At 46.6% G+C, this 26343-nt stretch carries 20 protein-coding genes; 11 read left to right on the forward strand and 9 right to left on the reverse strand.

Translation table 11 applies throughout. The annotated features are described in order from the left end of the window. Positions 1 to 96: 96 nt before the first annotated feature. The 4 genes from ACR0QN_RS07955 to ACR0QN_RS07970 all read left to right on the forward strand — a co-directional run bounded on the left by ACR0QN_RS07955 (position 97) and on the right by ACR0QN_RS07970 (position 3287). Positions 97 to 1137: a carbohydrate ABC transporter permease gene (locus ACR0QN_RS07955; RefSeq protein WP_432650670.1), complete on the forward strand. Its 1041-nt coding sequence runs from the start codon at positions 97 to 99 to the stop codon at positions 1135 to 1137. A 3-nt stretch (positions 1138 to 1140) separates the two neighbouring features. Further along, entirely contained in the window at positions 1141 to 2031 is an 891-nt protein-coding gene (locus tag ACR0QN_RS07960) for a carbohydrate ABC transporter permease (protein WP_432650671.1), read from the forward strand. Positions 2032 to 2283: 252 nt separating this feature from the next. Next, positions 2284 to 2667, forward strand: a complete 384-nt coding sequence (locus ACR0QN_RS07965) for an SCP2 sterol-binding domain-containing protein (protein ID WP_432650672.1) — start codon at positions 2284 to 2286, stop codon at positions 2665 to 2667. A 53-nt stretch (positions 2668 to 2720) separates the two neighbouring features. Beyond that, complete coding sequence (locus tag ACR0QN_RS07970) at positions 2721 to 3287, forward strand: 4'-phosphopantetheinyl transferase family protein (RefSeq protein WP_432650673.1); 567 nt, start codon at positions 2721 to 2723, stop codon at positions 3285 to 3287. A 54-nt stretch (positions 3288 to 3341) separates the two neighbouring features. Here the strand turns inward: ACR0QN_RS07970 and ACR0QN_RS07975 are convergent, their stop codons facing one another. Then, positions 3342 to 5741 carry a GH36-type glycosyl hydrolase domain-containing protein gene (locus tag ACR0QN_RS07975; protein WP_432650674.1) on the reverse strand — a complete coding sequence of 800 codons (2400 nt, stop codon included), beginning with the start codon at positions 5739 to 5741 and terminating at the stop codon, positions 3342 to 3344. 438 nt (positions 5742 to 6179) lie between these two features. Between ACR0QN_RS07975 and ACR0QN_RS07980 the strand changes: the two genes are divergently transcribed. The 3 genes from ACR0QN_RS07980 to ACR0QN_RS07990 all read left to right on the forward strand — a co-directional run bounded on the left by ACR0QN_RS07980 (position 6180) and on the right by ACR0QN_RS07990 (position 9158). After that, the gene (locus ACR0QN_RS07980) at positions 6180 to 7208 is read left to right on the forward strand and encodes a MerR family transcriptional regulator (RefSeq protein WP_432650675.1); all 1029 of its coding nucleotides are present in this window, start codon (positions 6180 to 6182) and stop codon (positions 7206 to 7208) included. A 15-nt stretch (positions 7209 to 7223) separates the two neighbouring features. Continuing rightward, complete coding sequence (locus ACR0QN_RS07985; protein WP_432650676.1) at positions 7224 to 8057, forward strand: DUF6591 domain-containing protein; 834 nt, start codon at positions 7224 to 7226, stop codon at positions 8055 to 8057. Positions 8058 to 8267: 210 nt separating this feature from the next. Continuing rightward, a complete protein-coding gene (locus tag ACR0QN_RS07990; RefSeq protein ID WP_432650677.1) occupies positions 8268 to 9158 on the forward strand; it encodes an amino acid ABC transporter substrate-binding protein in 891 nt (296 codons plus the stop codon). A gap of 79 nt (positions 9159 to 9237) precedes the next feature. Here the strand turns inward: ACR0QN_RS07990 and folE are convergent, their stop codons facing one another. The 3 genes from folE to queD are packed head-to-tail and all read right to left on the reverse strand — an operon-like array spanning position 9238 to position 10926. Further along, positions 9238 to 9822, reverse strand: coding sequence for a GTP cyclohydrolase I FolE (gene folE / locus ACR0QN_RS07995; protein WP_432650678.1), 585 nt, complete (start codon positions 9820 to 9822; stop codon positions 9238 to 9240). Between the two features lie 15 nt (positions 9823 to 9837). Next, the gene (gene queE, locus ACR0QN_RS08000) at positions 9838 to 10500 is read right to left on the reverse strand and encodes a putative 7-carboxy-7-deazaguanine synthase QueE (protein ID WP_432650679.1); all 663 of its coding nucleotides are present in this window, start codon (positions 10498 to 10500) and stop codon (positions 9838 to 9840) included. Between the two features lie 3 nt (positions 10501 to 10503). Then, positions 10504 to 10926, reverse strand: coding sequence for a 6-carboxytetrahydropterin synthase QueD (queD, locus tag ACR0QN_RS08005; RefSeq protein WP_432650680.1), 423 nt, complete (start codon positions 10924 to 10926; stop codon positions 10504 to 10506). Positions 10927 to 11170: 244 nt separating this feature from the next. On the opposite strand from queD, the gene ACR0QN_RS08010 reads away from it, so the two are divergent. Next, positions 11171 to 12058 (forward strand): DUF2935 domain-containing protein, encoded by an 888-nt coding sequence (locus ACR0QN_RS08010; RefSeq protein ID WP_432650681.1) that lies wholly within the window; start codon positions 11171 to 11173, stop codon positions 12056 to 12058. 61 nt (positions 12059 to 12119) lie between these two features. On the opposite strand, the gene ACR0QN_RS08015 is transcribed toward ACR0QN_RS08010, so the two are convergent. The 4 genes from ACR0QN_RS08015 to ACR0QN_RS08030 all read right to left on the reverse strand — a co-directional run bounded on the left by ACR0QN_RS08015 (position 12120) and on the right by ACR0QN_RS08030 (position 18945). Continuing rightward, positions 12120 to 13490 carry a DUF975 family protein gene (locus ACR0QN_RS08015; protein WP_432650682.1) on the reverse strand — a complete coding sequence of 457 codons (1371 nt, stop codon included), beginning with the start codon at positions 13488 to 13490 and terminating at the stop codon, positions 12120 to 12122. 225 nt (positions 13491 to 13715) lie between these two features. Next, on the reverse strand, positions 13716 to 15728 hold the full coding sequence (locus ACR0QN_RS08020) for a methionine--tRNA ligase (protein WP_432650689.1): 2013 nt from the start codon (positions 15726 to 15728) through the stop codon (positions 13716 to 13718). A 163-nt stretch (positions 15729 to 15891) separates the two neighbouring features. Beyond that, complete coding sequence (gene spoIVA, locus ACR0QN_RS08025) at positions 15892 to 17370, reverse strand: stage IV sporulation protein A (RefSeq protein WP_432650683.1); 1479 nt, start codon at positions 17368 to 17370, stop codon at positions 15892 to 15894. A gap of 21 nt (positions 17371 to 17391) precedes the next feature. Then, entirely contained in the window at positions 17392 to 18945 is a 1554-nt protein-coding gene (locus ACR0QN_RS08030; protein WP_432650684.1) for an SPOCS domain-containing protein, read from the reverse strand. A 211-nt stretch (positions 18946 to 19156) separates the two neighbouring features. On the opposite strand from ACR0QN_RS08030, the gene ACR0QN_RS08035 reads away from it, so the two are divergent. The 3 genes from ACR0QN_RS08035 to ACR0QN_RS08045 all read left to right on the forward strand — a co-directional run bounded on the left by ACR0QN_RS08035 (position 19157) and on the right by ACR0QN_RS08045 (position 23628). Then, positions 19157 to 21382, forward strand: a complete 2226-nt coding sequence (locus ACR0QN_RS08035; RefSeq protein WP_432650685.1) for a WD40/YVTN/BNR-like repeat-containing protein — start codon at positions 19157 to 19159, stop codon at positions 21380 to 21382. A gap of 112 nt (positions 21383 to 21494) precedes the next feature. Then, complete coding sequence (locus tag ACR0QN_RS08040; RefSeq protein WP_432650686.1) at positions 21495 to 22166, forward strand: ABC transporter ATP-binding protein; 672 nt, start codon at positions 21495 to 21497, stop codon at positions 22164 to 22166. A gap of 220 nt (positions 22167 to 22386) precedes the next feature. Beyond that, the gene (locus tag ACR0QN_RS08045) at positions 22387 to 23628 is read left to right on the forward strand and encodes an SHOCT domain-containing protein (protein WP_432650687.1); all 1242 of its coding nucleotides are present in this window, start codon (positions 22387 to 22389) and stop codon (positions 23626 to 23628) included. Positions 23629 to 23732: 104 nt separating this feature from the next. Here the strand turns inward: ACR0QN_RS08045 and ACR0QN_RS08050 are convergent, their stop codons facing one another. Further along, entirely contained in the window at positions 23733 to 26216 is a 2484-nt protein-coding gene (locus ACR0QN_RS08050; protein WP_432650688.1) for an EAL domain-containing protein, read from the reverse strand. Positions 26217 to 26343 lie beyond the last annotated feature (127 nt).

A 26343-nucleotide genomic window follows, 5' to 3' on the forward strand; every position in this document is an offset into this window, starting at 1 on the left:
AAGGTCTAAAATCTAATTAGTTTATGTCGTGGGGCAGACATTATTTGTCTGCCCCACAGATATAATAAAGCACTTATATTTGAGGGGAGAATTTTTATGGTTTCAGGCTCAGGCAGGAAAATTCGCTCAATCAGCTATGCTAAGTATGGTTATCTTTTTATTCTTCCATTCTTTATAGTATATGCGTTTTTTCAGGTTTACCCACTATTTAATACATTTTATCTCAGCACCCAGAAAAGTACCACAGATACAGGTTCTGTAGTCCTTGAATCTGTAGGTCTCGATAATTTCAGAGCCATTCTGTTCGGAGAGGGCAAGACTACTGACGACGCCGGAAATGTTATTTACAAGGAGACCCGTCAGGCAAAGGCTGTCCAGAGTGACTTCTACAGAGTAATGGGCAATACACTTATTCTTTGGTTCGGTAACTTCATTCCCCAGATCATTATTTCCCTGCTGCTTGCGGCTTGGTTCACAGACGCTTATCTGAAGGTCAAAGGCAAAGGCTTCTTCAAGATCGTAATGTATATGCCGAATATCATTACGGCGGCTTCAGTTGCAGCTCTGTTCGTTATGCTTTTCTCCGACTCACAGTTCGGAGCAATCAACTCAATGCTTGTAAAGGCAGGACACGAAACTGTTCCTTTTGTATCGGGAAAAACTCAGTCCAGAGTGCTTATTATGATCATTCAGACCTGGATGTGGTTCGGTAATACCACAATTATGCTTATGTCGGGTATTATGGGTATCAACCCCTCACTCTTTGAGGCTGCCAACATAGACGGCGCTACCCCCAGACAGCAGTTCTTCCAGATCACCATTCCCCTGTTAAAGCCTATTATGCTTTACACAATGGTAACATCTATGATCGGTGGTCTCCAGATGTTCGATATCCCCTACCTCTACAATGTTGGTACAACTCAGAACAAGTTTACTGAGACCATTGCTGTATTTATCTACAATCACTTCCATAATATCAAGCCTAACTACGGATACTCTGCGTCGGCGTCGGTTGTGCTCTTTATTATCACAGCTATCCTCGGCTCCATCTGTTTCGCTGTAAACAGAGACAAGGACACCACTCCAAAGTCAAAGCGTGGTTCCAAGGCACTCAAAAACAAGTTGGGAGGTCTGTAATAAATGAGCACACAAATGGCTGGCACACACAGCAACTCTCAGATGATAAAAATCAGAACTACTCTCGTAACGATAGTAATGGTTCTTCTTGCTATCATCAGCTTGCTGCCTATTTATATCCTGGTCGTAAACGCAACACGAACTTCTGTTGATATTACCGGTAAAGGTATCTCTTTTATCCCCGGTCTTAATCTCTTTAACAACATCGGAACTCTGATGGACTGGTCGGCAACAAACAAGATCCAGTATGACGCATTCATCGGTTACAGAAACAGTGCTATCATTGCATTCTCAACAACGATACTTACTGTTCTTTTCTCCGGTATGACTGCTTATGGTCTTGTAGTTTATGACTTCAAGTTAAAGAATATCGCTTACACGATCATTCTTGCCGTTATGATGATACCCGTGCAGGTTACATCCGTTGGTTTCTATCAGTTTATGAGCAAGCTGGGTCTTACAGACAGCTATCTTCCCCTGATAGTTCCTGCTGTTGCGGCTCCTGCGGTAGTATTCTTTATGCGACAGTATATGAAGTCCTCGTTCCCACTTGAAATTGTCGAAGCTGCACGAATTGACGGCTGCGGCGAGTATAGGACCTTCTTCACAATCGGCATTCCTATGATGAAGCCTGCTTTTGCTGTTCAGGCGATCTTCGCTTTCGTTGCAAACTGGAACAACTACTACACTCCTTCAATGATACTCATTTCCAGAAATAAGGAACAGCTCACGCTTCCTATGATGGTAAACACTATCATTTCCAATGATAAGCTTAACGATTACGGTGCAAACTATGCCGCAATTATGCTCTCTATCATTCCTGTAGTTATTGTTTACTTCATCTTCTCCAAGTTCATCGTTGAGGGCGTTGCTCTCGGCGGCGTTAAAGAATAAGAAATTTACAAATCTGCTTCGGTATGTTTCGGCATACCGAAGCCTTTTTATTTCTGTGAAATGGAAACGTTTACCAAATTGTCATTTCCGTTTGGTTAAAATGACTGTTTTTGCTATCATTTTTTTGCTATGTTGTTATAAATGCTGAATTTTAATTAGTGGTATTGACATATTCGTGCAAAAATATTATAATAATAATATGAAATAATTATGCTTCGGTTATTATGTATATATTTTTAGGAGGAAAAACCAATGGCAAAAAATATCAGGAAAGCTCCCGCTGTGCAGACTGCTGCTGTTGTTGAGAAGGATGAAGTTCTTACATATGAGGCCATCGTTGATAGCTTCAAGGCAAGAGTTTCTAAGGCTAAGGCACCTGTTGACGCTCGCATCGCCGCTCAGGTAAAGCTTAACGGTTTAGTTGACGGTACTCTTTATGTTCTCGTTGCTAACGGCATTGCCGTTGTAGAGCCTTTCGATTACAGAGGCGCTGATATCGAGATCGACGCTGATGCAGAAGCTTTTGCTGCAGTTCTCGCAGGCAAAAAGGCAATGTCTTCTGCTATTGTTGACGGCGACATTAAAATGCAGGGAAATGCCGGCAAGGCTATCGTTCTTGCTTCTGTTGTATTTTAATTGGTCGTATAAAGCTTACGGGCGCTTCGGCGCCCTTTTTTTATAGGTGAATTATGGTTTATTATCGCTTTATTGACGACAGCCGTGATAAACGGCAGATACAGCATTATTCGGGCTTTGAGCTTTTAAAGATTGGGCTGCGCAGGGAATTTGGCTTAGATATCTACGAGAGCGATATTATTACTGCCGAAAAAGGAAAGCCTTATTTACTTGGAAATAAAAACTGCTTTTTCAGTATTTCCCATTGTGACGGGCTGTGCTGCTGCATTGTCAGCCCCTGTGAATGCGGAATCGACTGCGAAAGCATAAGAGATTTCCGTCCCAATGTTATCAGCCGAATATTTACAAGTGATGAAATTATGTGGTTTGACAGCCTTGACACAAAAAGGAAAAACCGCTTTTTTTTCATTTTATGGACTTTAAAAGAAGCCTACGGAAAATTCACAGGCAATGGCATTGCCGATATGAAGAATGTTTCATTTACCTTTGGAAACGGCATTCTGAAAAGCGACAAAGCCTTACTTGACTTTTTTGTTTACGAGCAAAACGAATATATCCTATCCATATGCGTCAAAAAAGGGCAGTCCCCCGACTGCTTCTTTGGAAATAGAATATACTAAAAATTCCGCCCTCATACGAGGACGGAATTTTTTATAATTATATGTGTTTTACTTTTACTTGCCCAGAGTTACGATAACCTCGTTAACATCCTTCAGCTTGTCAGCAGGAATGTGGTTAGAGGGAAGCTTCTCACCGTTGAGGATGATCTCCTTAACTCCGCTCTCAACGTGATCGGGGTTGTTGAAGGACATATTCAGCTTCTTGCCTCTGAAGGTCTTGGTGATGGTGTAGCTGCCCCACTCGGAAGGAATGGAGGGATCAACCTTGAGTCCTGCAGCGTCAGGTCTCATACCGAGGATACCCTCAACTGTTCCTACCATAACGGTGGAAGCTGTACCTGTGAGCCAATGAACGTGTGCACGTCCTGCATAGGGGCTGTCCTTGCCCTCAACAAACTGTCCGTAAACGTAAGGCTCGAGGCAGCGGTGCTCTGCATTGTCGTTGTAGGTTGCGGGAGCTGCTTCCTTCCAGTACTTGTATGCACGGTTGCCGTGACCCATAAGGGACTCGGCAAGTATCAGCCAGCCCTGAGGCTGAGAGAATATACCTGCATTTTCCTTTGTGCACTTGTTAAAGCACTGCATAAGTGCGCCGTCAAAGCCGTGGTCAACATAGGGAGGATACATAACCATTGCGCCGTAGGGAGTGTTAAGCTCTCCCTCAACGCTGTCCATAGCCTTTTCAGCCTGCTCCTTGCTTGCAAAACCGGAGATAACAGACCAGGACTGAGGATTGAGCCACATATTTGCCTCGGGATCGGTCCTCTGACCGATAACTGTGCCGTCCTCTTTGTAGCCTCTGATCCATCTGTCCTCGTTCCAGCAAGCGCTGAGGATATCGTCAAGCTTAGCCTTTACTTCATCGAGATACTTCACATATTCGGTGTCGTTCTTGAGTTCAGCATAGCCTCTGAGAATCTTGATAGCATAAACAAGCTGGAATGCAACGAATGTGGACTCGCCCTTTTTGCCGAGGCGGAGACAGTCGTTCCAGTCAGCGTGGAGACCTGCAGGCATACCGTGGTTTCCGAGGTTATTCATAGAGAACATAATAGCTCTCTTGAGATGGTCATAAACAGTACCCTTTTCGCCGTCGTTAGCATAGAGAATTTCTTCATCGAGGAATGCAACATCGCCGCTCTCGGAGATGTACTTGTAAATTGTTGGGAAGAGCCAGAGAGCGTCATCTGCACGGTAGGAGGGATGTCCTGTCTCCTTTGCATATGCTGTGTTGGGATCGTTCTCGTCGGGGTGATTTTCCTGTCCTGCCTTGTGAGTGTACTTAACAAGAGGCAGACCTGCACCGTTTGTTACCTGTGCGGAAAGCATAAATTCGATCTGCTTCTTTGCCATTTCGGGAGCAAGGTGGATAATACCCTGGATATCCTGAACGGTATCTCTGTAGCCGTAGCCGTTTCTAAGACCGCAGTACTGGAAGGAAGCCGCTCTGGACCAGATAAAGGTGATGAAGCAGTTATATGCGTTCCAAACGTTTATCATATTGTTGAAGTCAGCATCGGGAGTATCTACCTGGAAGTTGCCCAGCTTGGAGTGCCAGAATTCCTTCAGCTCGGCGATTTCAGCCTCAACAACGCCGTCCTTCTGATACTTCTCAATTATCTCGGCAGCAACAGCCTCGGGTCTCTGACCGAGAATGTAGATGATCTCCTTAGTCTCGCCGGGCTGGAGAACGATATCGCTCTGGAGTGCGCCGCAGGAGTTGGTGTTGTAGTTGAGCTGACCGTTAAGGCCTTCTTCAATGCCCTTGGGATTAGCATAGCTTCTGTATGAGCCGACAAATGCGTCTCTGTCGCCGCAGTATGCGGTAACGTCAGCCTTTGCAACGCCGAGGAAGCGCTCGTTATCGGGGTTCTTGAACACCTCATTCTGCTTCTGGAGAATGAAATTGCCCTTGAAATAGGTGCGTGTGATGAACAGTGTATACTGGAGGTTTACCTGATCCTGCTCGTAATTGTTATCGTTAACAAATTCGCAGTAGCCTGTTACGGAAAGCTTTCTGGGCTTGGAGTCGGTGTTGGTGATCTTAGCAGCCCATACCTCATAAAGAGCGTTTCTGGGAACGTAATATGTAGTCTCTGTCTTGATCTTCTTGTACTCGGAAGTGATAACGGTGTAAGCTGTACCGTGGCGGCACTCGCTCTTATACTCGTCAAGGGGCTTGCAGACGGGAGACCAGGAAGCAGACCAGTAGTCCCCTGTTTCGCCGTCCTTCAGATAAATGTAACGGCCGGGCTGATCCATAGCAACAGAATTGAAGCGGTAACGGATAATTCTTCCGTTTGCGCCTGACTTAACGAAGCTGTAGCCGCCTGCGTTGTTGGAGATGATAGCGCCGTACTCGGGGTCGCCCAGATAGTTTGCCCAAGGCATAGGGGTATCGGGACGGGTGATCACGTATTCCTTGTTCTCAAGGTCAAAATGTCCGTAATTCATAGGATAAACACTCCTTTTATTTTTTTGACTTTATTTTATGTATAATGCATATACATTTCAAGTAACATTATAGCATTTTTATATAGTTTTGGCAAGGGGTTTAGAAAATTTAATAATTAGTTTATGATAAATCGGTAAAATGATGACACTTCAGGATTTTTCAAACGTTTAGTATGTAAACGTATACAAAACATTTGGCGAAATGTTATGAGATATTGCACCTTAAACGTTTGAGAATATTAAGGAATTATTAAACGTTATGACTGTCAAAACATCATTTTTTGGGCCGGAATTTTTTGAGCACAGTTTGATTTACTGCAAACCGACAACTCGCCCAATTAGAAGCAAGCAAAATTGTACAAAACATAAAATTTATATATACCTATTGACAGCACGGTCCGTGCAGCTTTAAGCTTAAATCACAGGAGGTGCAGAATTATGACCGGGAAACCACTCAGCGAGGTCGTGGAGATCGTTGGTATGTCAAGACGTATCATTCAGGAATACGAGAAAGACGAGATATCACCAAAACCCAACACGAAAAATAAATACGGTCATCTTCTTTATGATGACAAAACAATTGAACGGTTATGTAAGATACGTTTTTATCGTGACCTGGGATACAATAAAGAACAGATAAAAGCCATCCTTACCGACAATGACAGCCGTAATGCCGTTACATCACAGATAGATGTACTGGAAAGAAAAAAAGAAAAAATAGAAGCAGCTATTGCAGTTGCCAAAGTATCGGATAAGCTGGGACTGACACCATTAAATGTTAGGTCAAGTCTGCCGTTTACAAAAGCTATGTCCTATGATATGTTATTTTCAATGCTTGGCACAATATGCGCAGTTTCCGCTGACAATGGGTTCGACAGCTTTACAGAGATACTTGCCGAGGAGGACTATGACGCATTATTCGGATGCATAGAAAAAATTTCCGAAAGCTTCGGTCAGGGGATCCCTTACGTGGATAAAACGGTTCAGGATAACGTGGAAGGGTTACACCATATTGCTTCAAAAGCGTTATCCGAGTCCATAATATTTTTTTCAATATGTAATCTCTTTCTGTCTCCCGAAACCGAGCTTTCGGAGGAATTTGACGGGCTGTTCGGAAAGGGCTTTTCGGAATATTTATTTTCCGCTGTAAGAAATTATTGTATCGTATGTGCCGATAATCCTGCCGACAGGCTGATAAAAAACGCTTTGAAAAGCATTGAAGATCTCGAACGGAAAAACTATGCCCCCGGTTCCGAAGAGGTCCGAAATGAGGTGCGAAAGCTTTACCAATTTTATGAGAATATCGCTGCTATCACGCCCGATACCCGGCTTAAACTGCTTAATGATCTGGCTGACGCATTTGAACGCAGCGGGTTTGGCGAACAGCTTGATGATGCTGAAAGAGAGCTTGTTCGTTTTATTTCGGAAGCTATACGGATATTCTGCGAGAGCTTTAGTAATGAATAATGGGAGGAAATCAATATGAAAAAAACAGTTACAGCATTATGCTTATCCATAACAATGCTGTTCGGTCTGACAGGCTGCAGCGGCAATGAAGGCTCTGTGTTTGACAGTACATTTTCCGCCAAAGACGCTATAAAAATAGAGGATATTGACTGGAACGTTACCGAAAGCATTCTCGACGGAGATCGGATCGTTTCATTTAATTACACAAATAACAGCAAATATACCATTCTCGATGTTGAAATGAAATTCCGACAGAAAGCTGATATTACCCCCGAACAGCTGTCGGTTTTTGATGAACTGAAAGAAAAGCGTGATTGGACAGATGAAGAAATAGCGGATATTTACATTCTCGGATACAACAGAAAATGCGCCGACCCGGGGGAAACCGTTTCCGATTCCCCCTGCTGCATCAACGGTACGTATACTTATGTCGAAAATATTGCACAATATGAAATTATGGAGCCTGATATGGTGTCCATTGCCTTTGTGGGCAAGAACGGCAAGGGTTACACATTGTATTATGATTTCAGCTCACAAACCTATAGTGAAGCATCACAAGGCGGCAGTGATCTGCACCAGTGGTCAGACAACGAGTTATGCCGCCTTCTTCCGAAGCTCGAAGCCCCTGCTGTAACTGTACGCAGTGATAGGGAGGATTATTTTTCTTTCTCCGCTTACGGTGTTTCGAACGAAGATTATGCAGCTTATGCCGAAGCAGTAAAGGAAAAAGGATTTACCGACATTTCTTTTGAAAGAAGCACACAGCTAAGAGCAACAAATGCTGACGGAATAGAGGTAAGAATATCTTACAATTCTATTGATGAACAACTCAATTGTCAAATCGAATAAAGCGAAAACAACTCAGAACTAATACAAAAGGAACCGACCGTCAGAACCGGCAGTCGGTTCCTTTTTGTTGAAAACACCATATTATCCCCTTTCAAATCGTGAAATATAGACAAATTTCCGAAAAGCATTACATTCGCTTTACAAAATCTTCCGACTGTGGTATATTAAAGCGTGGGGCAATGCCCGAATGATATTTAAGGAGAAGAGAGTATGAAAAAAATAAGATTTATGGCGGCTGCAGCAGCTGCCGCTATGGCTATGACATTTGCAGCTTGCGGCGGAGCTTCCGAGCAGACTGCTCCCGAGGATACTGCGGCTCCCGCAGAAGGCGCCGAGACAGTCGGTGAAAGCGCTGCCGAAGGTACCGATGACTCCCTGCAGAAGGTCAAGGACAGCGGCAAGCTTATCCTCGGTCTTGACGCTACATTTGAACCTATGGGCTACACAAACGAAAACGACGAGATCGTAGGCTTTGATATTGACGTTGCTGAAGAAGTATGTGCAAGAATGGGCGTTGAGCTTGTTAAGGAGCCTATCGACTGGGACACAAAGGAACAGGATCTGGCTGTTGGCAGAATTGACTGTATCTGGAACGGTATGAGCATAAACCCCTCCAGAGCCGAGCAGATGAATCTTTCCGACCCCTATATGAAGAATGCAATGGTATTCGTTGTTCCCGCTTCCTCCGAGGTAGCTTCTATGAGCGATCTGACAGGCAAGAACATTGCCGTTCAGAACGGCTCCTCCGCTCAGGAGATACTTGAGGCTTCCGAGCTTTGCACATCGGAAACTCCCGTTACCGTGACCGCTATGGCAACAAATGTTGAAGCTCTCCAGCAGCTTGAGCTGGGTCTTGTTGACGCAGTTTTCCTTGACAGCGTCGTTGCAAATTATCAGATAACCTCCGCAGGCAAGGATTACAAAGTACTCCCCGACGGTCTTGAGGAAGAGGAATACGCTATCGGCTTCCGCAAGGAGGATCAGGCTCTCCGTGACGAGGTACAGAAAATTCTCTGCGAGATGAAGGCTGACGGCAAGCTTGGCGAGATATCCACAAAGTGGTTCGGCAGCGATATCACTACTGTTGAGGCTGCTCAGTAACTTAAATCATACCACATATAAAAAAACGCTTTTGGCTGAATTGTCAAAAGCGTTTTTTGTATTGGTATATTCAAAAATTCTATCCCATATTCATCTGTAACATAAGCCTGTTCTGCAAAGCCACATCGTCCTTGAAACGCCCTCTCAGGGTCATTGTGGAGGTCTTTGCGGAGGGCTTTTTTATTCCCCTTGCAGTCATACAGCTGTGGCACGCTTCTATCATAACAGCCACATCGGGGCTGCCGCTTGCCATTTCCATTATCTCCGCAATGTCCGCTCCGATACGCTCCTGGAGCTGCAGGCGGCGGCAAGCCATATCCGCAATGCGGGCGATTTTTGAAAGCCCGAGAACACGTCCTCTCGGTATGTACGCAACGGAAATTTTCATATCGTACATAAGGGCAATATGATGCTCGCAGTAGGAAAAGGTCTCGATATCCTTTACAAGCACGAAGTCCTCGGAGCCGCTCTCCTCCTCAAAGGACTTGTTGAACATCTCCGCAATTTCCTCGTTGGAGTAGTTCATTCCATCGAAAACCTCGGCATACATCATCGCCACCCTGTGAGGTGTCTCTTTAAGCCCCTCTCTGTCGGGGTCATCGCCCAGAGCGGTAAGAATACCTCTGATATGCTCTTCTATAGCCTGTGTGTCAATTTTTTTCATATTTATCAGTCCTCATTATACTCCCCTTTTGTCGGGGTCCCATATGAATTTGTGAAGCTGCAGCTGGAAATTCACACCGTTCAGCTTATTTTTCAGAATAAAGTCAACTATCTTTGCAGGCTCTATCTTCCCGAAAACGGGGCTGAAAAATACCCTGCACCTGTTTGTAATATCGTAGTGTTTTATTATCTCCAATGCACGCTCAAGGTCATCATCGCTGCCTGCAACGAATTTCACCGTATCTGTGCTTTGAAGCAGAGAAAAATTTGACAGGAGCATATGACTTTCCATTCCGCTTGAAGGGAGCTTATAGTCCATTGTGACGGTGGGACGGGGAGAAATACTGTCGCAGACGGAAATATCCGTACTGCCGTTAGTCTCTATCTCCACCTCCGCTCCCGTTTCCGAAAGAGCGTCAAGCAAAGTCTGAACATTATCCGCCAGAAGCGGCTCACCCCCTGTAAGAGTAACGTTTTTTATGCCCGTACTGCGGACATATCCGGCAATTTCCTCCTCTGTCATTTTCTCGTGAGGAGCGTCAAAGCTGTTTGCCCACATCGTATCGCAGTAGGAGCAGCGGAGGTTGCAGCCTGCAAGACGAATGAACACCGCAGGCTGTCCTGCCTTTGTTCCCTCGCCGTTTATGCTCACAAATTTCTCGGCAACCTTAAAAACCACAGCTCACCCCTCCTCGTAAACCGCACAGTTTGACGGAGTTTCATAAACCGTCACCCTTTTTACGGAGTAGCCCTTATCTTTAAGAAGCCCGAAAATGTGCTTAGAAAAATTTTCAGCCGTAGGACGAAAATCCACCTTTATGACCGCAAAACCCTCGTCGGCAAGCGCCTGCTCGGTGGCGGCTTTCAGCGTTCCGCTCTCATAGATAAGACGGTGGTCGAAGCTGTCGGCAATTTCCTTTAAATCCCTTTTGAAGTCCCCGAAATCCACTATCATTCCACGGGTCTGACCCTCGCTTATAAGCTCCTCGGCGCAAATTTCCGCTTCTATTTTCCAGCGGTGACCGTGGATATTGCGGCACTTGCCCTCATATCCGTAGAGAAAATGAGCAGAGTCAAAGGCGGCTTCGGTTTTAAGAATATACATCTTAGATTTCCTTTCAAAATAAAAAGCGGGCAGGAAATGTACCTGTCCGCATATCTGTTTAAATTCAGATGTCCCGGTTTTGTTTAACGACAGGAAGGTACTAATGAACTGTCGGCATTTCTTATTATATCACCCGAATGAAGCTTTGTCAATACCCTTTATTTTAAAAAATCAGGCTTTCCCGACAACAATCAGCGTTTCTCCGAATATAATATCAGTATGACTTTTTTTATAGGAGGAAGCTATGCATACAAGCGATTACATTACCAAATCCTTAGAGCTGCACCTGTTTTTCGGGCGCATAATGAAGGAGCATTCCCTGTTCCTTGAAGCAGGCTACACACCCGTTAATTCAGACTTCGGGGCAAGGGCGGAGCATTACAAAAACGAATTTGAACGTCTGTTACACAAAGCGGTGTCCCTTGCCGACGGTATCATCGGGGAAAATGTCCTTGCTTCGGGGGAGATAGTGACCGAGTTTACCAAAGCCGCCGAGCGTCAGACGGAAAAGCTTACGGGTATCCCCATTGACAGCAGCATAACCGACAGAGAGCTAATGCTCACCTGCTGCAGCCCGATTATCAGACCCGATCTCTACATACGTGTCAAGAGCCTTAACATAATAGCCCTGCGGCTTCTTAACGGGCTTATCTCGCTGAAAGAGGAAACCCTTGAACAGGTAAAAAGCTGTCGGATGTTCACGATGAACTATCCCCTGCTTATTGAGCATATCATCAGGGAGGCAAAGCTTTACAGGCAATACCTCCGTAATTTAGAGGAAAGCGGAACGGTTGGCGTGCAGTCAATGAAGGAAGTGGAATGTTTCTGGAACCAAATTATGATGGAGCACGCAATGTTTATCCGAGGACTGCTTGACCCCTCCGAAACAGAGCTTATAAAGTCTGCCGACGGCTTTGCAAAGGACTATGCCGCTCTCCTGCAAAGCTGTAATAATGCGCAGGATATGGCTCTTGCCGCACAGTCGAGAGCCGAGACGCTTAAATTCAGAGACTTCAAGACCGCAGGCACAAAGGGCATTGAAAGCTGTCAGATCCGCTCCCTTATCCTTCCGCTGCTTGCCGACCACGTTCTCAGAGAGGCTGACCACTTTTTGAGGATACTCGGGGAATAAATTTAATCACAACACAAAAATACCCGCCCCGACGAGAACATCTCATCGGGGCGGAAGCAATTTACTTTATTTCGGGACCCGTGTAATCATCGTCTGACGAGTCTTTTTTCTCAAGAGAGATCCTGCTGTCCGAAGTGCTCTGCTCTTCGGTAGGAATGGTGCTTATCTCCTCCGTTCCGCCATAAGGAGGAACGGTAGGCTGAGAATTGTTCTGACCATTGTTCTGAGGATATGCGGGATAGCTGCCGCTTGTACCTGCGCTGTTATCCACACGCTGATAGGGCATAGAGTTTGCCGAATCCTGCTCGGGGAAGGGAACGCCCTGCGCAGCCCTGCCGAATACGCCGCAAAGCTCGTCGGAGGTAGCAATGCCCGTAGCCATAGCCTTTTCTCTCATGCAGCAGTAGAACTCTGCATATGTAGCGTAAACATAAGGATAGAGGAATACAAGTCCTGCCATTGTAATAATGCTTCCGAGGGAAACACCAACAAAGCCGCCGATAGTAGAGCCTGCGAGAGCTGCAAGGAAATACCAGCCGATAAAGGACAGCTGCAGTCCGAAATAATGAGCCTTTTCGCCCTTCATAGTCTGAACGCTTATCTCAAAAGCTCTCTTCTGAGGCATCTGAGGATTTTCGGCTAAGATGTAGGGAACAAGGGCGTAAGACAGTCTCTTGATAAGCTGAGGTATCATAAACACGCAGTAGCCCAGCATTGCAAGCAGGAAGCTGCCCAGTATCTGCATACTTACAGACATCATATCATCAAACGAGGCTGGATCCAGATCGCCCGAATTTGAAAAAGTATTTACCATTGAAACACCAAAGAAGATAAAGGGAATAATTCCCAGCAGTCCCCAGAGCCAGATCTTCAGGTCGTAGAGAAACATTGTTTTGATCGTGTTGCCGTATTTTCCGCTGCCGAACTGGCTGAAAATGTTGCCGACCTGAGCATTGCCCATTCTTGCGTCAAGATAAAAGCGGTTGTGACCTACAGTAAGAGGATTTGCAAAAAGCAGGCTGTAAAGGAATGAAAACAGTATGGACAGCAGAACGATAACAATTACCGTTCCCATAATAGTTGAGACCACAGTATCGACATCAGCGCTGCTGATATCACCAAAGGCATCACCGAAAATCTTCTCGAATTCCTCGGTCATTTCATCTTCCGCATCTGCTTCTGCGCTGCCGTACTCGTTGATAAAATCTTCAATATCATCATCTGTTCCGAAGTCATAATCAGAGCTGAAGCTGCTGCCCGAGCTTTTCATATAATCCTCCATGACCTCGTTCATATCTACGCTTTCGGATTTGTACTGGGAAAGCAGCCCCCCCGTAAGTATCATAACGATAAGAGAAGCACCCAGAGCGACCCAATAATAGCCGCTGAGCATTCTTTTAGCGTTTTCTTTAAGCATTGAAATGCTCCACATAAAATATACCCCGTCCTTTCAAGACATAAAAATTTATGAAAAAGCCCCTGAGCTTTACATATCAATTTTTATTTTATCACATTTATGAAAGAATTGCAATGGCTTTACCATTTTTTAATGTATATTTAATGAAGCCATACTCATCAATTTTTGGCAAAAGCTAACAAAATACGGCGGAACAATGATTCGCTGTGAGCGAAGCAATGTTCCGCCGTACTGAAAACTTTATTCGGACTTGAACTGTGAAGGGTGTCTCTTAAAGAAATCCACCTTTGGCTCTAAGAATTTGAGCTTGTGACCGTCCGTGCCGAGTATCTCCGAAAGTGTGCTGAAAATGTTGTCCCAGCTCCAGAGACTTTCGTCAAGGTTCATATAATCCCTTATCATCTCCGTGCCACGGGGAGCAAGGGGGTGGAGCAGCACAGCGGCAGTCTTTATCATATGGAAGGTGTCGATAAGGTACTGTCTGCGTGCGCTGTCATCATCGGACTTGTCAGCCTCATTCTTTGCCTTTGCCATATACTTGCTTGCCTTTCTGATGTAGGAGTCAAGCACGTATGTCACCTGGTGGAACTCGGTCTTGTACATAAATCTCTCATACTCGAGAACAGCCTTCTCAGACTCTGCCATAATGTCCTCGGAAACGCTGCCAAGGGGCATTACGCTGTCATAATACTTCTGCACATCGTAGAAGCAGGTGCGGATAACACGGTTGAACACGTTTGAAAGCAGGAAGCCTTCCTTTGTAACGGGATCGCTGTCCTCTTCCTTTGCAGCGGGATTTAATGGCTTAGGCTGGAAGCTTACACTTCTCATTCCAAGACCAAGACCCAGCCAATGCATTCTCAGCTGCTCGGCGGTGTAGTAGTCAAGAAGCTCTGCCGCCATAGGAGGCTTTACGGAGCCGCTTGAGGAAGCCTTTTTGTCAAGGAAAAGAATGTGGTGATTTGCCACAAGAACGGGCATTGTAAGATGCTCGCCCGTTTCGGAAGGAGACATTTTGTCAAGCTCCTCATTCTGGAAAGCCATCCACATTGCAGGCTCGGCAATGCCGTAGAAATAGATGTTATCCTGTCCGATGAACTGATATACCTTTGCTTCGGGGTCGCACCAGAATTTTCTCCATTCCTCGGTGTCCCTGCCCTTTGAAGCAAGGTAAGCTATAGTGAATGAGATAGGCGCCCACAATGACTCGGGCCATACCCATACGGTAAGTCCCTTTTCGTCCTCAAGCTCGGGTGCGGGAACGCCCCACTCGATATTACCCGTAAGTCTGAAAGGAACAAGAGTCTTTCCCTCTCTGAAACGGACGTGACGCTCGTTTAAAAGTCTGCAAGCCTCGTCACGCTCGGAAAGCTCCTTGAAGGCAATGGTGAAGGAGGTCTTTTTCGGCTCCTCGATAAGCTGATGCTCAGCCATTTGGGGAGCAAGCTCCTTGTAAACGTCCATAAAGTCGTTCATTATATAGATAACGGGAGTCTCAAGGAATTCCTTGATTGTCTTTGTAACAACGGGACGGACATTGTCCTGCTTTTCCATATCCGCAACCATTTCCTTGAGGAGGGAGTTGTAGTCGGGCAGTTTGAAATACCAGTTCACAACGTCTCTCATAACGGGAGTTTCCCCGGTAATGGTGCTCTTGGGGTCGATAAGATTAACGGGATTGTACTGATGACCCAGGTCGCACTCGTCCGCATAGCCCTTTTCCGACTGGCAGCCCTGAACGGGACATTTGCCCACTACCTGTCTGCCGTTCAAAAACATCTCTGCCTTTTCATCGTAAAACTGAGCGGTGGATATCTTCTTGAGATGACCCATCTCGTAAAGCTTTCTTATAAATGCGTCGGAGACCTTGTTGTGCCACTCTGCGGTCTCACCCAGTCCCGAAGCGCCGAAAAGGTCAAGGCTGATGTCATAATCCTCGAGAGTTTTTTTCTGAGCGTCGTGATTTCGCTGAACGTAGTCACGTATAGTACCCTCAAAGCCCTGCTCGCTTGCCTTTCTGTAGCCCTCTGCAATGGGAGAGCCGTAGCAGTCGGTGCCCGAAACGAATATAACGTTATCCTTGCCTATCCTGTCTCTTAAAAAACGAGCGTACACGTCAGCAAAAACGAACACTCCGCCCACGTGTCCGAAGTGAAGCGTTTTGTTGCCGTAGGGCATACCGCCTGTGATAACGGCTCTTTTGGGAAATTCGGGACGGTTGTCCCTGCTTACGGCATTTTTCTTTTTATACATATTTTCATTTTTATCAGCCACGTTGAACTCCTCCGAATTACAATGAATTACATTATAGAATTATTTTACCACACCCGAGGCAAAATTGCAAGATTTTTCGCAAAAAAATCCATTTTGACATACAAAAAGGAGACCGCTCATACAAAACGGTCTCCAAAAATAATCACAGAATAAAGCAGATAAGCCCTCCGCAGCCCTCGTTAATTATCCGTTCAAGGGTCTCCTGAAGCTTGAGACGTGCGTCCACAGGCATACGGTAAAGCTTGTTGTGAAGCCCCTCATTAACCAGCTCGTGAAGGGATTTGCCGAAGATGTTGGACTCCCATATCTTTCCGGGATTTTCCTCAAAATCACGGAGAAGATACATTACAAGCTCCTCGGACTGCTTTTCGCTGCCCACTATGGGGCTTACCTCTGTGATGATGTCCGCTTTCATCATATGGATAGAGGGAGCGGAAGCCTTGAGCTTAACGCCGTATTTTCCGCCCTGACGGACTATCTCGGGCTCTTCAAGGGTAAGCTCGTCAATGGTAGGCATAACAATGCCATAGCCCGTTGCCTCCACTTCCTTGAGAGCATTCTCTATCTTCTCGTACTTCTTTCTGATATCCGTAAGATTTTTGAGCAGAGGAAGAAGATCGCTTTCGCTGTTTATCTCAATGCCCGTTGTTTCACCGAGGATACGGTAGAAAAGCTCGCTTTTAAGGGTAACGGAGATATCTGCGCTGCCCTTTCCAAGGTCAATGGTACGGATATCCGAATAGGTTATGTCCTCGCAGTCACGCAGGCGTTTTACCACATTCTGAGCGTCTCTTACGGTCTTTACGTCCTTTGCAGCCTCACGCACCGAGTCGAATATCTCCGTTCTCAGCCAGTGTCCCTTGCCCAGACCTGTTATCCACCTGGGCATCGAGATGTTTATCTCCTTGACGGGGAAGCTGAAAAGCACCTGCCTTAAAATGTTGTCGATATCATCGCCGCTCAGCTCCAGGCAGTTTACGGGGATAACGGGAGTGCCGTATTTCTCTTCCAGCTCTGCACTCATCTGAACAGCCTTGCCGCTTTTGGGGTCGGTGCAGTTAAGGAGCACCACAAATGGCTTGTTTATGGCTTTAAGCTCCCCTATTACCCTCTGCTCGGACTCCTCATATTCGCTTCGGGGGATATCCGAAATGCTGCCGTCGGTGGTAATCACAAGACCGATGGTGCTGTGCTCGGTAATTACCTTTCGTGTGCCCACCTCAGCTGCCATATTGAAAGGCACTTCCTCGGAAAACCAGGGGGTCATCACCATTCTGGGCGCTTCATTCTCAATGTATCCGATCGAGCTGGGAACGATATATCCAACACAGTCGATAAGGCGGACGTTAAACCGTGCATTTTCCCCCACGACTATCTCCACAGCCTCCTCGGGGATAAATTTCGGCTCGGTGGTCATAATGGTCTTGCCTGCCGCAGACTGGGGCAATTCGTCAACAGCCCGCTCCCGCCTGAAATCGCTTTCGATATTTGGGATAACAAGCTGTTCCATAAAACGCTTGATAAAGGTGGATTTTCCTGTGCGGACAGGGCCTACTATTCCTATGTAGATATCGCCGTCCGTGCGCTTGGCGATATCGGTGTAAATGTCATTTTTAACCATAACGGCAAGTTCCTTTCTGTATTATGCTACGGGAATAAGGAGCATTTTCGCTTCCTTAACAACGTCCCCGTCAAGCTCGTTTTCCTCGATTATACGAAGCATTGAAGCGCCGTACCGCTTGGCAACGTTCCAAAGCTCCTCGCCGCTTTCGGCAAAATACAGCCGCAGGGCATAGTCTCCGCTCTGCTCTCTCGGAACGGTCTCGTCAACGGATATGTCGGTTATGGCCTCGGTAAGGATATGGTCGGTGAGCCAGCCTCTTACGGCTATCTCCGCCTTGACCTCGGCGGTATTGTCGGCGGTCAAAGTATATGTGCAGGAGGTAACGGGGAAGGTCACACGTATATCCGCATCGGGGCTTATGTCACGCATATCAGGGGATATTTCCTCTTCAACGGGGACATCTGTCTCGCAGATAACAAAATCTCCGCTTTCCGTCTGACCCATTACCGTTAATGTAACATTTCCTGCGGCGATAAGCTTTCCCTCGCTTACGGAAAGTCTCAGTCCCGAGGAACTGCACCAAACATCATAAACCGAAGAAATGGGGCTGTCCTTGTTTTCGCAAATTCCCCTTACCGAAAAGCTGCTGTCAAGAGGAGCGGGAGCCTTTTCGCATCTCACCTGCACAGCGGTATGTGATGAAGCATAGGAAGTGGAATATTCATCGCAGGCAAGCTCATACTCCGCCATTTTCACAGCGTAGCAGTCAATGAGGAGCAGCACCTCACATTCAAGCTGTCTCGAATTTCCGTCTCCCTCGGAACGGGGCGTTAATGTGCAGGAGATAACAGATGAATTTATAAAGCACAGGAAATCGTCGTCAAGTCCCTCAAGCTCCACAAGCTGTGAAAAAGGCAGGGAAAACTGCATTGACGTTACGGGGTCTTCGCTGTCCTCCCCGTGAGAGGTGTAGACTGCGGAAATTTTCAGCTCGCCTTTTGCCGCCGCCTTTCCTGCAATTATTTTCTTGTCGGCAGAAACTATCTCTGCCGAGGCTCTGAGTATGGTGCCAATGGGAGGAGCGGTTTCCGACAGGGTAAAATCGTCCGATACCACAGTCCTTTTCTGCGCCTTTATCACCTGTGCGGGACACATACAGCATTTCTTACGCAGCTGGATATTTTCCCCGAAAGCCTCGCACACCGCCTCGGTGACTGTCTCCCCCATCACGCATATATTCACCGTAACAGCGCCTCTCACGTCTATCCTCCGCCTGTTCACCGCCCGACAGTTTATATGGTCGGGAAAGGCTGTGATATAAACCGAAGCCTGTTCGGCAGGACGGTCAAGATTTACGGTACGGCTGTAGACAAGCTTCTGCTCCACCGCCTCGGGGGACGTGCTGCCCTCGGAGCAGTAGACCACTCTGAGACACACGGTAAGCTCGTAATTTACCCTGTCGCCGTTAACGGCACAGGCGGTTATCTCAGGCTCGGCGCAGCACTTGATTATTCTGAAGATCTCGGGGTAATAATCGGGAAGAACATAGTCAAGCTCTATAGACTGCTCCTGCGTACTGCTGCATATTTTTTCGCAGGCTCTCACAGACTCTTTGTTGACTTTTAAATTCATATGAACCATCCTTTCTCAGCCGAACTTCCTCGGCATATTACGATTTGTCCTCCCCACAATATATTCTGTGCCAAAAGATTTTATTACAGTCGAGGTTTATAAAAAACAGATATTTTTTAGTATGTGTAAACGATTGACATTTGTGAAACATTATGGTATAATATGCAAAAGCGTAAAACTTCATTTCAGCTTAAACGAAAGGATGAATCAAATGCGTTCTTATATGAAAGCCGCAGGACTTCTCACCGCTGCGGCAATGAGTTTTTCAATACTCGCCGGCTGCGGCAAGACCGATGCTCCGACAGACGGCTCTGAAACAGCTCCGACCGAGCAGGCACAGACAGAACAGCTTGCAGAAGTCTATGAAAATCCCGACTGGTCATACGGTCAGGTAGCTATCGGCGGCGGCGGATTTGTGACGGGAATAGTAAGCACCTGCGAAGCGGGTCTTTTCTATGCAAGAACGGACGTAGGCGGAGCCTACAGATGGGATAACGAGGCGCAGAAGTGGATAGCCCTGAACTACGACATTTCCGAGGACGACAAAGGACTTCTGGGCATTGACGGAATTGCGGTAGACCCGAATAATGCGGCTAATGTATATCTTGCCGCCGGCACATCATATTTCAGCAATGCCAAGACCTGTATCCTGGTGTCCCACGATTACGGCGAGCATTTCAAACAAGTAGATGTTTCCGACCTTATCAAGGTACACGGAAACGGTATGGGCAGAGGAAACGGCGAAAGGATCGCAGTTGACCCGAATAACAGCGACATTATCTACTGCGGCGGCAGAACAGGCGGAATGATACGCAGCCTTGACGCAGGCGAGACCTGGCAGAAGGTGGAGTCCTTCCCCGTAAACGCCACCGCCAACGAAAACGGCATAAACATCATTCTCTTTGACAAGGAAAGATCAAGGATATATGTGGGTGTTTCCCAGTCAAAGGCTGAAAATATCTACTATTCAGATGACTCGGGCGAAAGCTGGAGCGTTCTCCCCGGTTCGGAAGAAGCTTCTCAGAGATATATGCCCCAGCGTTTTGACCTTAACTCCAAAGGTGAGCTTTTCGTTTCCTACGGCAACAAGGAAGGCCCCTGGAATTCCGTTCAGGGCACACTTTACAAGTACAGCCCCGACAATGGCACCGCCGAGGAGATACAGGTCGTAAGCTGGACGGTGGGTGATATAGTTATCGACCCCAAAAACGATGACAATATGGTCCTCGTAACCTCGGAAGTATGGAAAGAGCAGCCCAACGGTGCATTTGGAGACAAATTCTTCCGCACCACCGACGGCGGCAAGACCTGGGAAGACCTGGACGGCAAATACACAATGTCCACAAACGGAATGGACTGGATATCCAATGCGGCTATCCATTGGTGCAGTTCCCTTGCAATGGACAGCGGAAATTCCGACAGGATACTTGTAAACTCGGGCAACGGCATATTCGCCTGTGACAATATCTGGGACGATGCTCCCGAGTTCTATTTTGAAGCAAACGGCATTGAGGAAGTTGTTCCCGAGGATATAGTTTCCTATGCAGATTATCCCCTTATCACCGCCATCGGCGACTTTGACGGCTTTATCCACGAGGATATCTTCACATCTGCAGAACGCCATTCAAAGCAGATAGGCTCCTGCACAAGCATTGCAGTTGCCGCACTCAATAATGATATATGGGCAAAGGTCGGCGGAGACGAGTCCAATATGCTGCTCACATACACCACCGACGGCGGCAAGACCTGGAGCGATATCACCAATTCTCCCGACCCCGGAAAGGTGCTTTATAAGGGCAAGGTCGCACTTACAGCCGACGGCTCCGCACTTATCTGGAGTCCCTCCAACTCACTCTTTGCATACCGCACCGAGGACTGGGGAAGCACCTGGGAAAAGGTTGAAGGTATTGCAGGAAACCAGGGCGTTTATCTTATCGGTGACCCCGTAAACAAGGACTATGTTTACGGCAGCAGCAATGGTACGGTTTATGTAAGCTCTGACAGCGGCAAGAGCTTTAAGAAAAAATACGACACATCATCAAAATACAAGCGCCTTGCCATAGCACCCGGTATCGAGGGAACTTTCTACGTTCCCGGCGGCGGCAGCGGACTTCTGGTTTCCACCGACCACGGCGAGAATTTCTCACTTGTTCCGGGACTTAAATTCTGCGACGCTGTAGGCCTCGGAAAGCCTAAAAATGACGGCGGCCCATACGTTATCTATGTAAGCGGAATCCCTAAGGAGGAAGGCGCAGTCAAGGGATTTTATATGAGCGAGGACAACGGCGAGAGCTGGGTAAGAATAAATGACGACCTTCATCAGTTCGGCGGAATAGGCAACGGAGAATTTGTTTCGGGCGATATGAATGTTTACGGCAGATGCTACATAGCCACCGTAGGTCTCGGAATTGCCTACTGCGACAAGAACGAAAAGTAAATTTTTATTGAACGCAGGAGTAATTTCCTGCGTTCTTTTTTGTTGCCGTACTATTGCATTTTATTTGATACTATGTTATAATAAAGTTAAATTACCCGGGAGGAGCATTTTTATGGCAGATGATATCATACTCAAAGCAGAAAATCTTGTAAAGACCTACGGCAGCGGAGAAACAGCGGTAAATGCGCTGAACGATGTTAGCCTTGAGGTGAAAAAAGGCGAATTTGTTGCTGTAGTGGGACAGAGCGGAAGCGGAAAATCCACCCTGCTTCATCTCTTAGGTGCAATGGACTCCCCCACTTCGGGAAAGCTGACTGTGGACGGCGAAGACGTTTTCTCTCTTAAAGGCGAAGCTCTTGCAGAGTACCGCCGCAGAAAGGTGGGCTTTGTTTTCCAGTTTTTCAATCTCCTGCCTGTTATGACGGCAAAGGAAAATATAATAATCCCTCTGTCTCTTGACGGAAAAAAGCCCGACAATGATTATCTGAACGAGCTGGCAGAAACTATGGGCATTTCCGACAGACTGGGTCATTATCCCCATCAGCTTTCGGGCGGTCAGCAGCAGCGTGTGGCAATTGCAAGAGCAATGATAACCAAGCCCTCGGTCATTCTTGCGGACGAGCCTACGGGAAATCTGGACTCCGCTTCGGGAAAGGAAATTCTTTCTCTTCTCAAGAGCACCATAAAGAAATATAACCAGACCCTTATCCTTATCACCCACGACAGCTCCGTGGCAGCAGAAGCCGACAGAATTGTTACCATTAAGGACGGAAAGCTGGTCTGATTGTCGATTATAACTCTAAAGCAATATATAAGCTGTTTAGTTTTGTGCAAACCTCACAAAAAGCTGTAACCATTTTGTAATTTAATTTTTAAAAACCATTTGACAGCATAGGCAAAATATGTTATAATTTATATTGATAATACTGCATTCATAAAGTCAAGGCATTTTCAGCCAAAAAAATTTGCAGTTCCTACAATTTTTTCAGAATGGAGTAATGAATATGAGCAGCCAGTCAAGTGTTTACAGCGAAAAGAAGATTGCAGCATACGAGTCTTTGTTCAAGGAATCAAACTTTGCAAAGCCGCAGGAGGTATATCTTACTATAACGGTGGCTCACGTATTCGGACAGGCGTATATCCTCGAGCAGGAAGGCACAAAGGAAGGCGATCCTGTTTATTCACGTTTTGTTTGCCCGCTTGAAGAAATAACAAAGGTCTATGTAAACGACAAAATAAAGAAACCCTGGCCTCTTTTTATCCAGTGCGACACAAACGTCAAGGGCGTTATCCACCGCAAGAGGATAGTTATCCCCTGCCTTAACGACCCTACCGCCATTGCCGAACAGATAAACGAAGTCAAGGCGATACATATGCAGAAGTTTGAAGCTGCTTTGGAGCGTGAAAATCAGAAAAAGCGTGCGGAGCTTGAAAATGCCCGTATGAAGGAGCAGATTGAAAAGGAAGCCAAAAGCACTCTTCCTCCCCTGCCCACCGTTGAAAAGCTTCCCGACCCAGTTCCCGAAGCGCCTGCGCCCATTAAGGCTGAAGCTGCTCCTGTACACGAAGCAAAGCCCAAGGCAGCGCCTGTGTCTGATATCAGATCCGTTAAAGCGCTCACAAACGAGCTTGAGGATTCATTTAAGGCTCTTGAGTCCTTCGATTCTGCAAAAACAGACATTAAGCCTCTCCCCAAAAAGCCTGTTTTCGATCTGGATAATCTGGAAGAAGCATTTAATGCAAAGCCTATGTATCCTCAGAAGCCCAAGCCTAAGGCAGATGCTCCCAAAAAGCCCGAGCTCGACCTTGGCAGCATTCCCGATGCCGCTCCCGTAAAGCCTGCTCCGGAGCCTAAGCCTAAGAAGCCTGTTCTTGACCTCGATGAGATTGCCGACGCTGTTGTTCCCCTGCCCAAGCCCGAGAAAAAAGCTGAAAAGCCTGCTCCCGTTATCAAAGAAGAACCTGCTCCTGCACCGGAGCCTGAGATAATTCCCGAACCTGCTCCTCAGCCTGCGCCAATAGCTGCGGAAACAGTTACAGAAGCAGAACCCGTTCCTGTTCCGGAGCCTGCACCTGCACCTAAGCCTGCACCCGCTCCGCTCAAAATAAATCCAAATGGAAAAGCAGCTGAGCTTTCAGAGTTTGAGACTGCCGTTATTAAGCTTAAAGAAAGGCGTGACAGCGGCGAGCTCTCCCCCGAGGAATACGCTGCCGAAAAGAAGAAGCTTATTTCCACACTTTACTAATACATAAAAAGAGCTTCCGCATATGCGGAGGCTCTTTTTATGTTCATATTTCCATATATAAATGGCTGCCGCAAATTTCTGCGGCAGCCATTTTTTGAAAACTATTATGCTCCCTCATAACGGGAAAAATTACATTCGGTGATCGTTACCTTATCCTTTTCTGCAGAAAGCATATGGGGATCCTCAGAAGCAATGTAAACAGAGCCTTTGCATCTGTCCAGAACTATCTCTGCATTTTTGTCACAGCTTCCTATGGCAAAACAGCTGCAGCCCTCTATCCTGATATCGCATGAGCTGTTTTCTGCGGTTATTTTTCCGAAGCCGTTTTCAAATCCCACAGCGTGTATCAGCTCGCCGTTGTATTTCATATTCATAGCACAGCCTGAGAGCAGAATACTTCCGTCCTCGGCATAAGCGGAATAAATACCCGAGATATTCTGTCCTTCCGCCTTGATATCAAGGTCGGTCTCGGATATCAGAGCGTTAATTCCCCTGCCGTATCCGCCAATGGCAATTCCTGCAGCACATTGGAGACGAACTGAAACCACCGAGCTGTTTATATTCACGTTGCTGTCAGCAAAGAAGCAGCCAATTCCGAGGACCTGCTTGCCGCTTACGTCAATTGATAATTCCTTGACCCGTATATCAATGACCGAACCGCTGTTGTTAACTCCGCCGCCGATGGCAACGCATTGCTCCGCTCCCGCTTTGATGTCAAGACGGTTTTCAAGATATATGCCGATATTGCCGTAGGAATGGCTCAGGTCGTTTCCGATAGCGAATTTGCGGTCTGATTTCTGAACGACTGAAAGAGTTCCGCTGCCCACGATCTTCAGATCGGCGGTCTCGGGCACAAGTATGGACCCTAAAATATTGACCTCGCCTAAAACATTAAGGGTCAGCCGGCAGCCTCTTCCCAGCTTTATGCAAGGCTCCCCACGCTCATTCCTGAGACTGACGTTATCAAGATTTAAAGTACATTCAATGCCGTCCTTGATGGTAACGGCAAGCTCCGATGTATAATCGCTGCTGCCGTGGAGAGTGTATTCGCCGCTGCTTATGAAAATATCCGTGTAGCCCTCAAGTTCCAGAGATTTAAGCTCGCTTTCCTTTTCATCGCTTGTAAAATAGGTTTTCTGGCACATCACATTTCTGCTGCGGCTGTATATCCTTACGATCTCCTCGGACACCTCGGGAACAATGGCGTCTATCAGCTCAAAGGAGGGCTTTGCGGTATAATAGCCCTGAATGAGATCCACGCCCATAGAAATGACCGTCGCCAGCTCCTCTGATGTCTCAACACCCTCGGCAAGCACCTTGAAATTATTGTCGTGAGCATACTCGATTATGTTTCGTGTAAAATGCTGCTTGCGCTTGTCCGCCTGTATATTCATTATCAGGCTTCTGTCTACCTTCACGCAATGGGGCATAAATGTGAGCAGATTGCTTATGTTTGAATATCCCGTGCCGTAATCGTCAATGGCGATCTTAAAATCCATTCTGCGGCTTCGTTCAACTATCACCTTGAGCTGCTCCGAGCTTGCTTCGGTCTGTTCGGTAAATTCAATGACGATCTTATTCATAACGCTGCCATACTTGGAATAAAGCTCGTCAAAATCCTCATCGGACAGCATACAAGACGGGATACAGTTAACAAAGAGCATTTTGTTTTCAAACTTATCGGGATTATTGTAGAGAAAATCAAAAGTGTTTGAAAGTGTGAGCCGCTCCACATCTGCAAGCCTGCCAAGAGCCGAAGCGTGGTTCAATATTGCCACGGGAGATATTTTCATCTCTCCGCCCGAGCGCATTAAAGCCTCGTAGGCAAATATCTCGCCTGTGTGAGCGTCAACGATCGGCTGGAACTGATATCTGAGCAGATTATCGTTGAGCATTCTGCCAACATAGCTGCGCTCCTCGGGGTCAAATTTTTCTTCTTCCGAAACGGGAGCGTGGAGAAGTCTCTTTTTGTTCTGGTTATCCTTTGTCATATTGCGCTGATATGCGGCGTCATATGGCAGCTTATCCAGAAGCTCCAGAGAGTCGAACACAGCCGTTACCCTTGATGTGAAAATATGTATGCCGTATTCGTTCGAGCAGGAGCTGTTGTAGGACTCCAGGTTCCTTTCAAGCTTGAGAGGCACCTCGTCCGCAGGGTCATGGGGGTCAAGTATGCCTGCGATAATAAATTCGTCGCCGCTCACCCTTACACAGATATCGCCTTCACCGGCACAGTTATTAAGTATAACGCCCACCTTCTGAAGGACTCTGTCGCCCTCTTTGTAACCGTATGCTTTGTTTATTCCGTTGAGGTTATCCACGTCTGCGGAAATTATCCTGAGAATACCGCCCTTGTTCCTGCTGAATTCCTCGGTCATCATACGCTTGAAGCCACGCATATTGAGCAGACCCGTAAGAGGGTCACGTATCTGAGCGTTCAATGTATCATCGCAGTATATCGTGTGTCTGCGCTGCTTTTCCAGACCGCAGGTAACGTATCTCATCCACTTGCCGAAAACACGGTCGAACATATCTCCGCTGCCGCCGAAGGAAAGAACGGTATATCCGAAATTCACATAAGGTAACATCTAAAAACCCCTGTACAAAAAAGAAAAAAAGTGGTAAAATAGAGATATGAAAATAAGACAGATAGGGTTCTTTGATGAGGAGAACCGATACAAGAAATTAACAGAATTAGGCGATCCGCTGGAGAAA

It is taken from the genome of Huintestinicola sp., assembly GCF_050874005.1.
GTDB lineage: Bacteria > Bacillota > Clostridia > Oscillospirales > Ruminococcaceae > Huintestinicola.

Coding starts and splice junctions, on each gene's coding strand:
- ACR0QN_RS07955 (WP_432650670.1), top strand. CDS start 97: ATGGTTTCAGGCTCAGGCAGGAAAATTCGCTCAATCAGCTATGCTAAG.
- ACR0QN_RS07960 (WP_432650671.1), top strand. CDS start 1,141: ATGAGCACACAAATGGCTGGCACACACAGCAACTCTCAGATGATAAAA.
- ACR0QN_RS07965 (WP_432650672.1), top strand. CDS start 2,284: ATGGCAAAAAATATCAGGAAAGCTCCCGCTGTGCAGACTGCTGCTGTT.
- ACR0QN_RS07970 (WP_432650673.1), top strand. CDS start 2,721: ATGGTTTATTATCGCTTTATTGACGACAGCCGTGATAAACGGCAGATA.
- ACR0QN_RS07975 (WP_432650674.1), bottom strand. CDS start 5,741: ATGAATTACGGACATTTTGACCTTGAGAACAAGGAATACGTGATCACC.
- ACR0QN_RS07980 (WP_432650675.1), top strand. CDS start 6,180: ATGACCGGGAAACCACTCAGCGAGGTCGTGGAGATCGTTGGTATGTCA.
- ACR0QN_RS07985 (WP_432650676.1), top strand. CDS start 7,224: ATGAAAAAAACAGTTACAGCATTATGCTTATCCATAACAATGCTGTTC.
- ACR0QN_RS07990 (WP_432650677.1), top strand. CDS start 8,268: ATGAAAAAAATAAGATTTATGGCGGCTGCAGCAGCTGCCGCTATGGCT.
- folE (WP_432650678.1), bottom strand. CDS start 9,822: ATGAAAAAAATTGACACACAGGCTATAGAAGAGCATATCAGAGGTATT.
- queD (WP_432650680.1), bottom strand. CDS start 10,926: ATGTATATTCTTAAAACCGAAGCCGCCTTTGACTCTGCTCATTTTCTC.
- ACR0QN_RS08010 (WP_432650681.1), top strand. CDS start 11,171: ATGCATACAAGCGATTACATTACCAAATCCTTAGAGCTGCACCTGTTT.
- ACR0QN_RS08015 (WP_432650682.1), bottom strand. CDS start 13,490: ATGTGGAGCATTTCAATGCTTAAAGAAAACGCTAAAAGAATGCTCAGC.
- ACR0QN_RS08020 (WP_432650689.1), bottom strand. CDS start 15,728: ATGTATAAAAAGAAAAATGCCGTAAGCAGGGACAACCGTCCCGAATTT.
- spoIVA (WP_432650683.1), bottom strand. CDS start 17,370: ATGGTTAAAAATGACATTTACACCGATATCGCCAAGCGCACGGACGGC.
- ACR0QN_RS08030 (WP_432650684.1), bottom strand. CDS start 18,945: ATGAATTTAAAAGTCAACAAAGAGTCTGTGAGAGCCTGCGAAAAAATA.
- ACR0QN_RS08035 (WP_432650685.1), top strand. CDS start 19,157: ATGCGTTCTTATATGAAAGCCGCAGGACTTCTCACCGCTGCGGCAATG.
- ACR0QN_RS08040 (WP_432650686.1), top strand. CDS start 21,495: ATGGCAGATGATATCATACTCAAAGCAGAAAATCTTGTAAAGACCTAC.
- ACR0QN_RS08045 (WP_432650687.1), top strand. CDS start 22,387: ATGAGCAGCCAGTCAAGTGTTTACAGCGAAAAGAAGATTGCAGCATAC.
- ACR0QN_RS08050 (WP_432650688.1), bottom strand. CDS start 26,216: ATGTTACCTTATGTGAATTTCGGATATACCGTTCTTTCCTTCGGCGGC.